We start from the raw sequence: 11,128 nt of genomic DNA, 5'->3' as shown, positions 1-11,128 counted from the left end.
CTCGTTTCATCATTATACACGTGACCATCGGAATGGGTTCCCTCCTCTGGGCATTTGTGACCCCAAATGTGACCCCAGATTATGCCGTAGCGGGAAAAAAGACGCATTCTCGCGAGAATGTTTGAGGGGGAAAATAAAAGTGGCATCCCCATCGGGATTCGAACCCGAGTTGCCGGGATGAAAACCCGGTGTCCTAGGCCTCTAGACGATAGGGACGCCTGAAAAGTGTTTCTTAATATACAATCTATTCAAACTTTTGCAAGTCTGCGAAAGAAAGATTTTCACTTTTTTTCTGAAAAACTTTGTCTTTTTTGGTTTTCTCCGCTCTTTTGCTCTCCGCAACGGTAATGGCTCTCCATTTCTCGATACAGACGTACAACCCGGGGGTTGCGAGGCTGAAAATAGATCAATCCTAGATCACTTGTCCAAAACGAGATCATTTTTCCGCTTTTTTTCCGGAAAAATCAGAGAAAATGTTGCAGATATCTCTCTTTTCCATCATAATTTATATAGAAAACCTGAGGATCGGATCTTATGAATCACTACGCGGAGTCCGGGAAATTCGCCTATCAACGGGTGCGCAGCGCCATCGAAACGATGCTGACACACGGGGAACTCGCCGTGGGAGACCGGCTGCCGCCAATCCGGGAACTCGCCGTCCGGTTCGGCTGCAACTATCACACCGTCCGGAAAGGACTCGAATCCCTCATCAACGACTCGCTCCTCGAGAGCCGGACCGGATCGGGCGTTTTTGTGCGCGCCGGCAGTCGAACTCTTTCGACGCCGATACCGCCCGGAGCAGAAAGCGTACTGGCGGTCATCTGCCATCCGCCGATGCTGCCGAACGATTCACAATTCATCGCCAGTCTCCACGAACAAGCGGAAAAACGCAATCTGAACCTCGAGCTTCACACGGTCACGAGTTTCAGCCGTCCCGAACGAATCTTCGACCGGATCGCCGTGCGCGGCTGCCTCGCGGTTCTGCTGCCGCTGCTGCGTTCCGATGACAACATCGACGAGATCGCCGGGTGCATTGACCGTTACCGGATGCCGTTCGTCGTCGGAACGCCTTTTCCCGGACTGGAGGCGTATTGTTACGAAAGTCCGGAGATCTTCGGAGTTTCCGCGGGGCGTGCGGTCGAGGCGGAGTTCCTCTATTTCCGGGAGCTCGGATTCCACAACATCGTTCTGCTCCTGCCGGGGGATGAAGCGGTCAGGACGGTTTCCTTTCAAATCTCCCCATATGTGCGGCGATGCGCCGAAGCGGGGATTCCGATCCGTCTTTCCGTGGCGGAACGGCGGTCGGACGCGCTCGACCGGTTCTTCTCCGGCGTGGAAGAACTCCGGGGAGATCTGGCGGTGATCTGTTACGACGACGAGATCGCGTCGCGGCTGATCGATGCCGCCCGCCGCCGCAACTGGCGGATTCCCGACGAAATCGCACTGATCGGGCTCGGGGACACCTCTCTGGCGACAGCGACGAATCCGGCGCTCTCTTCGGTGGTGTTTCCCTACGATTACGTGACCGGCTCGATGATCGACTGCGCGCTGGCGCTCGCGGCGGGAAACTCGGCGCAGCGGGATACGCCGATCTGGCAGCCGATCATCATTCGCGAGAGCTGCGGCGGCGCCCGGCGGGTCGGCAGGGAAAACGCGGCCGCAATCATGGAACGAATTCGACTTCAACTTCAACAGGAGAATGGAGCAATCAAATGAGCAGATGTTTTACATTGATTGAACCGCAGATGGTAAAATCTTGTCAATCCGGGCACTCCCTCCTCGCTGCAACGTCCGGCGGTACAAAAGATGGACTCGGGGGAGAAAACAACCATTCTCCCCGCCCCGACATCGCCACACAACACACTCCAGCGCCCGGCAGTACAAGAGAGGGGTTCGGGGGAGAGAAAGCGTCTCACGCCCAAACTTCCCGCTCCGTTCCCGCCCCGCAACCCGTTCCTGCGCCCGGCAGTACAAGAGAGGGGTTCGGGGGAGAGAAAGCGGCTCGCAAGAGCGCGTCTCTCCCCGTACCAACCATCCGTCAAACACTCCATCAGCCAATCATCGCCGCGCAACGGAGTCTCCGCTCGGCAAGCGGCGAAGTGGAGCAAAAACGCGAATGGGTCTTTCCGCAGAAAAGCGGGAAGAGCCGTTCGCGTTTTTGCGGCTCTTTCTCCTCGTGCCGGCCGACCGCAGCCGAGTCCGACTCCGACCCGTACGCGGCACCGGCACCTTGCCGGACGCAGGGGGTGCGGGGGGCGGCGGACACGCCCCCTGCCTCCCACGAGCCTGCAACGGTCAAAGCCCACGACCATGCGACGCCTGAAGCCCACGACCATGCGACGAAAAAGGCGGCATTTACGCTCATAGAGCTCCTCGTGGTGATTGCGATCATTGCGATTCTGGCAAGCATGCTGCTGCCGGCATTGAATCAGGCGCGTACGCGGGCAAAGACGACGAAATGCCTCGGGCAGGTGCGGGAGGTGGGGACGGCGCTTCTCCTCTACACGGAAGAGAACGAGGGGTATTTTCCGCCGTACAATCTGGTGGGGAACGTCTCGAACGGGCTCTGGTGGGCGAATCTGCTGGAGAAATCGAAGCTCATCACGGTTCCGGCGTGGCGCGACAAGAACTCGGGATGTGCCAAGGCGGGGATACTGGCGTGTCCGGCGATCACGAATTTCACATTTTTTCCGGGAATCGGCCCGGCGTCTCCGGTGGCGGCCTACGGGAGTTCGACGAAGATTTCACGGGTGACGAAAGCGAGTCAGACGATCACCTGCGGGGATACGCCGTCGCATCCGGACGGATCCAGTGCGGAGGGGAATTTGTATAAAGCCAACCCGCCGAGCTACCTTTATAACAACGGCCGCTGCATCATCCGGCACGGGGGGATGACCAACGTCGCGTTTGCCGACGGACATGCGCTGTCAACACAGGACACCCCGCTGCGGTACAACGTCAACAAGTGGCTCGACAAAGTCTTGTAAATAAATAAAGAGAGAGAGAGACGATGATGAAACTTCCACTGACTATTTTCTGTGCCTTGACCGGACCGGTGCTTTTCGGGGCGGTGGTCGAAGTGACGGCATTCGGGGCGAAAGGGGACGGCAAGGCCGACGATCTGGCGGCGGTGTCGAAAGCCGTTGAGGCGCTCAAGCCCGGCGACACGCTGCGTTTTCCCTCGGGGACCTATTTTCTGACGGGGGATGTTTCGCTCAAGACCGACCGGATCACGGTGGACGGCGGCGGAACGCTGCTCTTCGACCATAAGCCGGTGAAGAATCGCGCCATGAACAAGATCGATGTGACCGGGAAATCGATCACCATCCGAAATTTGACGATCACCTCCAATGCGACCTCCCGGAGTGCGGTGCACGGGCTGATCTCGTGCAAGAACACGGAAAACATTCTGATCGACGAATGCGACATTTCAAAGTCGCCGTCGGTCGCGGTCTGGACGATGAACGTTGCGAATATCCGGATCACGAACTGTTTCATTCATCATCAGTGGGCGGACGGGATTCACATTTCGCGCTATTCACGGGGGGTTATCATTGCGAACAACACGATCGATTTCAACGGGGACGACGGGATCGGGGTGGTGAGCTACCACGACAAGGCGCCGTGGAACCAGCTGCCGCGCAACGAGAACGTGCTCATCACGGGAAACATCATCTCGAACACGCCGGCGCGGGGGATCTGCGCATCGGGCGGAGGGCTGACGATCACGGGGAATGTGATTTTCAACACGGGAAAGGCCGGAATCATCTGTTCGCGCGAGGGGTGGATTTCGGAGAAGATCCAGATCACGTCCAACCGGATCAGCAACGTCGGGACAGCGGAGAAATACGGGTATGATTTTTACGATTCGCGCGGCACCCGTTCGGGAATTCATGTGCAGACCAACAGCAATCTGCTGATCGCGGACAACATCATCTCGGGGGCGCGGAACGGCGGCTCCGGCATTCAGCTGGTCGCGGCGGTCGATGTGACGGTCACGGGCAATCAGATTTCGGAGTGTTCGCGCGGAATTCAGATCGACAGCCCGGCCCATTACGCCACGCCGGAGAAGAAACTCCCCGAAGAACTCATGAAGCAGATATACGCCAGCAGCACGACCGTGCCGGAATATGCAGGATCGGACAATCTGCTCATTGCCGATAACTTCATCAAGCGGATGAACCGCGACGGCATCTACGTCACCGGGAGCGCAGCCCGGAAAGTCACCAACCTGGTCATCACGAACAATTTCCTGGCGGAAAACAACACGGGCAACCACAAATTTGTCCGCGACATCTGGGCGGACGGTCTCGATCATGCGCTCATTCGCGGCAACTTCTCTGCGGGGAGTGCCGCGCCGAACGGGCTCTCTCCGGTGCAGGGGATCGGCAAGTCGTGCAGCCGTACCGTGTTCGAGGGACCCGCGGCGCCCCCGGCGGAATAATCCGCACCGGAAAAACAAACCGGGAGGCCGATTCTCGCGGCACTCCCGGTTTTTTCTCTTTTATACCATTCAGCAGCCGACTTCTTCAAGATACTCGCTGATGCGGGCGGCCATGGAGTTCTGATTGATCCGGATGATTTTCATCTCGCGCTCGACGCTTGCGGGCGCGTCGGAGGCGTGGGCCGTATTGACCATGACGTTGCTGCCGAAATCGCGGCGAACCGTGCCGCCGGGCGCTTTCGAGGGATCGGTCGGCCCGAGCACGGAACGGATCTTCGCAATCGCATTCGGCCCCTCATAGATGAGGACGAGGCACTTCGCCTGCGCGTTCTGGAGTTTCTTCTCCTCCTCGGTGCACTCTTCGGGACGGCGGCCGGACATGAACTCGATCAGCTGTGAGAACTGGTCATCGGCGAACGGAATACCGACCGACTGCGTCAGACTCTCAACCGAATTTTCCGGCAGCGTGATGCCGAACTTCTCCTCGAAGAGCTCTTTCGCCTGTGCGGCGATCTTCGGGGCGAGCTTGCTGCGCAGCGCATTCTGAACCGAGCCGTAGAACTCGAGCGCGTCATTGACGCTCATGCGGTGCACCTTGCAGCCGACGATGCGCAGTCCGGTGCGGCTGAGCATGTCGATAATGTTGCCGGGGCGGCTCGAGGGACAGCGCCAGTTGTCCGGCTTGATGATGACCAGCGTACGCTCATCATTCGGCCCGGAGCCGAGCGAATTGTCGATGAGATTCGGCGCCGATGCCGCGAAATCCGCGAAGATTTTAAGTTTGGTCAGCGCCTCCCGCCGGTTCGGCGGAGTCAGAACCGCCGGCTCGAAATAGCGGACGATCGCGGGATTTTCCTTGTCCTCGACCACATCGGCGTAGGTGTCGCGCAGCGTCTCTCCGGCGCTGATGCTCTTCGGGGAATGGGGGGAGAGGCGGCCGGTGATTTCCGTGAGTTTGCGGCAGGCGTCCTCGCCGCGGAAGAGCAGCATGAGCGTGCGCTCCTTGCGTCCGTCCTCGCGCGGGGGGAAGTTTTCGCGCACATAGTCGGCGAGCATCTTGCCGGTCTCTTTCGCATCCTCCATCGCCTCGAGACTCCGCGCGTACTGTTCGGTCACTTCCGGGGTGAACGCCAGCACCTGCGCACCGATGAATTCAAGATCGGTCCGGGACATCAATCGCGCGATGATACCGCCAGTGCGGGATTTCAGAAGACTGTAGGGCGTGATGATGATATACGATACTTCGATTGCCATGACGATTCCCTTCCCATTTCTCGCGGAAAAACAAAAGCACCTCCGGAATTCCCGTCCCGGAAGTTGCCTGCAAATAACGGTGATCCAATAATATACCACCATTTTCCGCATTCGGCAAATCGGAAACGGGGTTTCCCGGAGAAAAAGTGCGCGCGAGGGAACGGGAATCAGGCCGGATCGGCGGAGAGGTCGAGCTCATCGCGGAACCAGCGGCTCAACAGTTCCGCCGCGGGCTTGCCGTCGACCGTGAACCCCTTGTCTCCGGCGGGATCGCTGCGCATGGAGGGGCGGTCGTTCTGCTCGTCCCATTTCCAGAGCAGCATGCCGTTCCACCACGGTTCGCGGCCGAAGAGGCGGATGACCGCTTCGAGGTAGTTCGACTGCTCCTGACCGTCGTATCCGCCCTCGTTCTCCCAGAAATAGGGGAGCCGGGCGGCACCGGAGGTCGAAGCGCAGCCGCATTCTCCCATGTAGAAGGGTTTTCCGTAGATCCGGGCGAAGCGGCGGTTGCGTTCGAGATGGGGTTTGAGTCCCTCCATCATCTCCTGCACGGTTGCGCCGATTTTCTTTGTGGCGGGGTCGTAGTTGCTGCACCCGAGCGAGTCGAGCGCAAAGAGCCAGCAGTTCGGATCGGCGGCGAGCCGGTCGGCGAAATCGAACAGGGCGCAATCGGAGAAAGACGAGGTCAGGTGTCCGTGGTAAATTTTCCGGGTTTCCTCGATGATGTGCAGCCAGTGGGCGGACTGCGGAAGCGTGTGGTTGAGTTCGCTGTCGAGTCCGTAGGCTTCGCAGCCGGTGCGTTCGGCCATTCCGGCGTAGTGGCGGGTCAGATCGAGATAGCTCTCGAACCAGAGCTGCCAGTAGTGGAACGGTTTGCCGGGGATGATCACGCCGTCGTCGGGGAACGGGGCGAGGTGAACACGCTGAAGACCGTCCCAGCACTCGATCATGGGGCGGAGCATGACCTTGACGCCGCGCTTGTGAAAGCGGTCGATCGTCTGAATCAGCTCGTCGTCGGAGGGGGTGATGCGGAAATCGCGGAACTGCCGGGTGGAGACGAACGTCTCCTGCATGACGGTTGAGATCAGGCAGACCCACGGAGTGCCGAGCGCGGCGATTTTGTCGATCTGCCGCACTCCCTCCGGCGAGGAGTAATACCCGTTCCGCGCGTAAAAGCCGAAATTCACGCCCTTGAAAAAAATTCGATCCATGGAAAACTCTCTACTTTCTGTGATTCCACAATACAAGGCGGAGGAAACCGATCCCCCCGCCGATGAAATTCCTGCTGTTCTGTTTCACGGCCATTCCGGTCCGGAGCAGAAGACTCCGCCTCACTCTCCGGAGAACGTGACGCTTTCCGGGCCGACGAGATAGAGGATCGAGCCGGTGGCCGTCACTTTTTCGCCGGAGTTCGGAGCGGGGCGCGTTTCTCCGAGATGATTCATCGCGGCGGTGACGTCCCCGTCGATTCTGAGGGTGACCGGAGCCCCCTCCTGCCGGTTGTACGCGCTCCAGAGCGCCCAGACCCGCGTATGGTCCGGCCGGGTCCAGGTTGCGAGGTAGACATCGTTCCGCGTGGTGAGCCGGGGAACGGTCGACCCGCCGGGCAGCAGCCGGGTCAGCGTTTTCAGCGCCTGATACGCGAATTTCGGCCGGTTGTCGCGGTCGAGAAGTCCGAAGTGCGACTCGAAATGGTTCCGGGCGCGGCCGGTGTCCCGGAAACAGTACCAGAAGATGCGCTCCGCTCCCGCCGCAAACCCGCAGAGATAAGCGCGCGGCAGAAACTCCCCCTGCTTTTCCCGATTCGTGTGATAGATGTTCGCTCCGGTCATCATGATGACGTTGCCCTTGAGATCGCTGTTGAGCCGGTAGATGCCGGCCAGCGGGAACGTACCGTTTTCGCCGTCGGCTTCGAGCAGCGGGATGAACCGGTCGCCGGGTTTCAGATTGCGCGTGCTCAGAAAACGTCCGGCGCGGGTCGAATCCTTGTCGCTCCAGCGGAACTTCTCCCGGAATGCGGCGGCGGGCCGCTGATTGGTTTCAGCCTTGGGCACGGCCGGATTGGTCCACCAGGCGTCCCAGCCGATGTGGAAGTCGGCCATGTACTTATCGTTGACCTGAACTTCGCGGCAGCCGCCCTTTCCGTCGAGCTGCATGTCGAAATAGAACGGCAGCCCGGAGGGGAGCACGAGGGTCCCGCCGTCCCGGACGTAGCGGACCAGCTCCGGAATGTACGCCAGAACGAACTTCTCGTGCCGGGCCGGAATCAGCACCGGAAACTCCTTCGGATCGAGAGTCTTGAGCTCTTCGAGCGAGATCCGGTGAATCCCGGCGAACTCCGGGAAGTTCTCCGCCGAAAAGTTGTCCATCCCCTGAATGAATCCCCGTTTGGCGTCGCAGACCAGCGCGATTCTGATGTCCGCGGGTTCGAGCCCGAGCGTTCTCACCGCTTCCGGCAGGATGTCGAGGTAGAACGCCGGGGTCGGGGTGGCGCTCCAGCCGACCTCCGAAATCCAGACCGGCTTGTCGCCGACGCCGTACTGTTTCATCAGCTCCTGAAGCGGCTGAAGCAACTGGGGCATCTGCTCCGGAACGGAACAGTACGGGTGGACGTTCATCACATCGAAGTGGCGGTGGGCGCCGCGTTTGAAGGTCTTTTCAACCCAGTCGACCGGAACCCCCGCCAGTCCGGCGTAGACGACCTGCAGCTCCGGATCGACCGTTTTCAGCTCCCGCCAGGCCCGTTCCAGCAGCGGGGCGTACTCCTCCGCAGTCGGATTCCATGCTCCGCCGGAGTTCGGTTCGTTGCAGAACTCCCAATAGCGGATCTGCTTCCCGTACTTTTCCGCGTTCCGGCGCACAAACCGCCCGAAATCGTCCAGATGATTCCAGGCCCATTGCCCGAACTTCGGCTGATTGCCAGGGAGGATCGGCAGAAAATCCATTCCGCCCCGGAAGATGTTTTCGATCAGGAGATCGTATTTCGGATTGAATTTCCCGGGAGCGTCTTCCTGATAGCGCCAGTCCCAGTCGGAGCGGACCATGGAGACGCCCGCCTCCCGCATCAGCGGATAAAGTTTCGGAGCATCCCATTTCTCTCCCCGGGTCACGTGGCAGCAGACCCCGTACGGTTCGTCGACGAGGCGCGCCTCCTCCGCCGCACCTCCGGGGAGGGTGGCAAGACAGAACCCCGCACTCAGCAGAAAAGTGGCAAAAAATGATTTCATCTCAATTTCCGTTTTCATATTGGCCCAGTCAGTAGGAGAGTACAATGCCGTCGGCCGTGCACGCCTTCATCTTGAACGGCTGATTCCACAGTTCCGTTGCGGAACGGGAGTCGACATGGCCGTCCCCCATCGTCAGAGTGCAGCGGTTCTGGTGGCGCAGAGAGGGGAGCCCGGCCTCCTCGCCGTCCGGGGTCACATATCCTCTGCTCTCGTTCGTCTTGTTCCAGCAGTTCGAATTGTCCGCCAGAACCGGCAGCTCCGACGGTCGGCGAACCCGGGAGATTTTAATGAAGTACGGGGGTGTGGAACTCGGAATGATTTCTGCGAAATCCGCATAGGTCTCTCTTCCAAGATACGGGGCGGGTTTCATCCAGAGCATGCCGTACATTCCGACATAGGCGGTGGCGTAACTGTTGGTGGGGTTGTAAGCCCACGGCGGAGCGCTCGGGCACTGCATCGCCCGGATCGTCAGGTACGACAGTGCATGGTGCTCATAATCGGGAACCTCCCCTTTTATCGCGAGCAGAACAAACCAGCTCCACCGGGGATCTTCGTTCGCAACGGTCACGAAATAGTCGTTGTAATCCCCCGCATACAGCATCTGGGCTGCGACCACCTGTTTCTGATTGTTCACGCATTTGGACGCTTTGCCCCGTTCCCGCGCCTGATTCAGCGCCGGCAGCAGCATCGCCGCCAGAATCGCGATGATCGCAATCACGACCAGCAACTCAATCAGTGTGAATTTGACCGCACTCTTCATGATCGACCTCCCGAAATAAAGTTTTTCCCGGCTCTTTCCGGGATATTGTAATGAAAGTTTGAATCTCATTGATCGCCGCCTTTCCGTTGTTTTTATGATCCGTGCTGTTATAATTATACCTGAAACCGGATTTGAAAACAATCAGGAAACCGGATATATTATGAAATAAATTGAAACAAAAGGTGCGCGCATGAAAAAGATCACCGCCCGGAAAATCGCCGCCATGGCCGGAGTCTCCCCCGCGACCGTATCGAGGGCGCTCAACAACTCCCCCCTGGTCGAGGTTCAGACCCGCAGCACCATTCTGGAGATCGCCCGGAAAACCGGATTTACACTGCCCCATGACCTGAAAAATCCCACCATCGCCGTGATCGGAGATTTCTTTCCCGGGGATGCCATCGGATACGGCTATTACAGCTCGCTCTTTTCGCTGATCTACACGGAGATCACCCGGCGCGGCGGCCATGTCGAACTGGTCTCCGTCCAGGATCTGAAGCTGCTCAACGACCGCGTCATCCAGGGAGCGATCAATTACTCCACCTCCCAGCTCGACATCTCCTCCCGATGGTACGACACTTTCGGAATTCCGCTCGTGAACATCAATCAGGCCGTCAACTCCGATAACGAAATCGGAGCGGTCGTCATCGACACCGGGGAAGCCACCCGGGAAGCCATCGATTGCTTCTGGCGCCGCGGCCACCGCAGAATCGCCTATCTGAGCAGCGAAACCCGTCGGGCGGAGAGCATCAAAGGCTCCCGCCGGATGTTCCATTATGAGTCGGCCATGCGAGCTCACGGCGTCGAAGTGCTCGACGAACTCATGTTCTTCGGATCGGACGACACTCTGGAAAAAAATCTGCGCAGCATTCTCGCAAGAAACATCACCGCCGTCCTGGTTCCGAACGAAATGACCAGCATCCGGCTGGAGATTTTTCTGCACAAACTTCACGTCCGGATTCCGGAGGATCTCTCCATCGTATCCTGGGAGTGCCCCATCATCTCGGAAGCGCTCCGTCCGCCCCGCAGCACCATCTGTCACGACTATCAGGCGGCCGCGCGGGAGGCGGTTTCGCTGCTCTACGAAATGATGTTCCGAAAACTCCCCGCCAGAACCATCTCCGTCCCGTCGAAATTCATCGATCGGAAAAGCATTTTTGACATTTCAGCATCGGAAAAAGCATCGGTTGCCGCCCCCGGGAAAACGATGATCCAGAAAAAAATCCTCTCCGCTTTGTCGGAACGCCCGATGTCGCGCCGCGAACTGGCCGCCAGTCTCGGGATCTCCCCGGAAAACGGCAACTTCCGGAAGTGTCTGGGAGTTCTCGTGAAAAAACACCTCGTCGCGCTGGAAAATAGCGCAAATCCCCACTCCCGGAATCAACGCTATCTGCCGGCAGCCTCCGCAAAATAAACAAAAACCCGCAGGAAACATCTCTGCTTTCT

Annotated in this window: 8 protein-coding genes and 1 tRNA gene; 4 read left to right on the top strand and 5 right to left on the bottom strand. The window is 58.9% G+C overall.

The genetic code is table 11. From position 1 onward, the window contains the following. Nucleotides 1-140: 140 nt before the first annotated feature. Nucleotides 141-216, bottom strand: a tRNA-Glu gene (locus tag Q0J85_RS12120). 318 nt (nt 217-534) lie between these two features. Here Q0J85_RS12120 and Q0J85_RS12115 point away from each other — a divergent pair. Genes Q0J85_RS12115 through Q0J85_RS12105 form a run of 3 tightly spaced genes read left to right on the top strand, consistent with a single transcriptional unit; the run spans nt 535 to nt 4,444 of the window. Then, nucleotides 535-1,716, top strand: a complete 1,182-nt coding sequence (locus tag Q0J85_RS12115) for a substrate-binding domain-containing protein (protein WP_294481975.1) — start codon at nt 535-537, stop codon at nt 1,714-1,716. Then, the gene (locus Q0J85_RS12110) at nt 1,713-2,987 is read left to right on the top strand and encodes a prepilin-type N-terminal cleavage/methylation domain-containing protein (RefSeq protein ID WP_294481973.1); all 1,275 of its coding nucleotides are present in this window, start codon (nt 1,713-1,715) and stop codon (nt 2,985-2,987) included. Before Q0J85_RS12115 ends, Q0J85_RS12110 begins: the two co-directional genes overlap by 4 nt. A gap of 23 nt (nt 2,988-3,010) precedes the next feature. After that, on the top strand, nt 3,011-4,444 hold the full coding sequence (locus Q0J85_RS12105) for a right-handed parallel beta-helix repeat-containing protein (protein WP_294481971.1): 1,434 nt from the start codon (nt 3,011-3,013) through the stop codon (nt 4,442-4,444). Nucleotides 4,445-4,513: 69 nt separating this feature from the next. Here Q0J85_RS12105 and Q0J85_RS12100 read toward each other — a convergent pair whose 3' ends face one another. The 4 genes from Q0J85_RS12100 to Q0J85_RS12085 form a co-directional block, all read right to left on the bottom strand. Continuing rightward, on the bottom strand, nt 4,514-5,698 hold the full coding sequence (locus tag Q0J85_RS12100) for a nucleoside-diphosphate kinase (RefSeq protein ID WP_294481969.1): 1,185 nt from the start codon (nt 5,696-5,698) through the stop codon (nt 4,514-4,516). Nucleotides 5,699-5,865: 167 nt separating this feature from the next. Further along, entirely contained in the window at nt 5,866-6,909 is a 1,044-nt protein-coding gene (locus Q0J85_RS12095) for a hypothetical protein (protein ID WP_294481967.1), read from the bottom strand. A 120-nt stretch (nt 6,910-7,029) separates the two neighbouring features. Further along, nucleotides 7,030-8,925 carry a glycosyl hydrolase gene (locus Q0J85_RS12090; RefSeq protein ID WP_294481966.1) on the bottom strand — a complete coding sequence of 632 codons (1,896 nt, stop codon included), beginning with the start codon at nt 8,923-8,925 and terminating at the stop codon, nt 7,030-7,032. A gap of 28 nt (nt 8,926-8,953) precedes the next feature. Continuing rightward, nucleotides 8,954-9,685: a prepilin-type N-terminal cleavage/methylation domain-containing protein gene (locus Q0J85_RS12085; RefSeq protein ID WP_294481964.1), complete on the bottom strand. Its 732-nt coding sequence runs from the start codon at nt 9,683-9,685 to the stop codon at nt 8,954-8,956. A 190-nt stretch (nt 9,686-9,875) separates the two neighbouring features. Between Q0J85_RS12085 and Q0J85_RS12080 the strand changes: the two genes are divergently transcribed. Continuing rightward, nucleotides 9,876-11,096: a substrate-binding domain-containing protein gene (locus Q0J85_RS12080; RefSeq protein WP_294481962.1), complete on the top strand. Its 1,221-nt coding sequence runs from the start codon at nt 9,876-9,878 to the stop codon at nt 11,094-11,096. Nucleotides 11,097-11,128 lie beyond the last annotated feature (32 nt).

It is taken from the genome of uncultured Victivallis sp., from assembly GCA_944389935.1.
Lineage (GTDB): Bacteria > Verrucomicrobiota > Lentisphaeria > Victivallales > Victivallaceae > Victivallis.
Note: the sequence above shows the minus strand (reverse complement) of the source record. Positions and strands in the feature narration are given on the sequence as shown.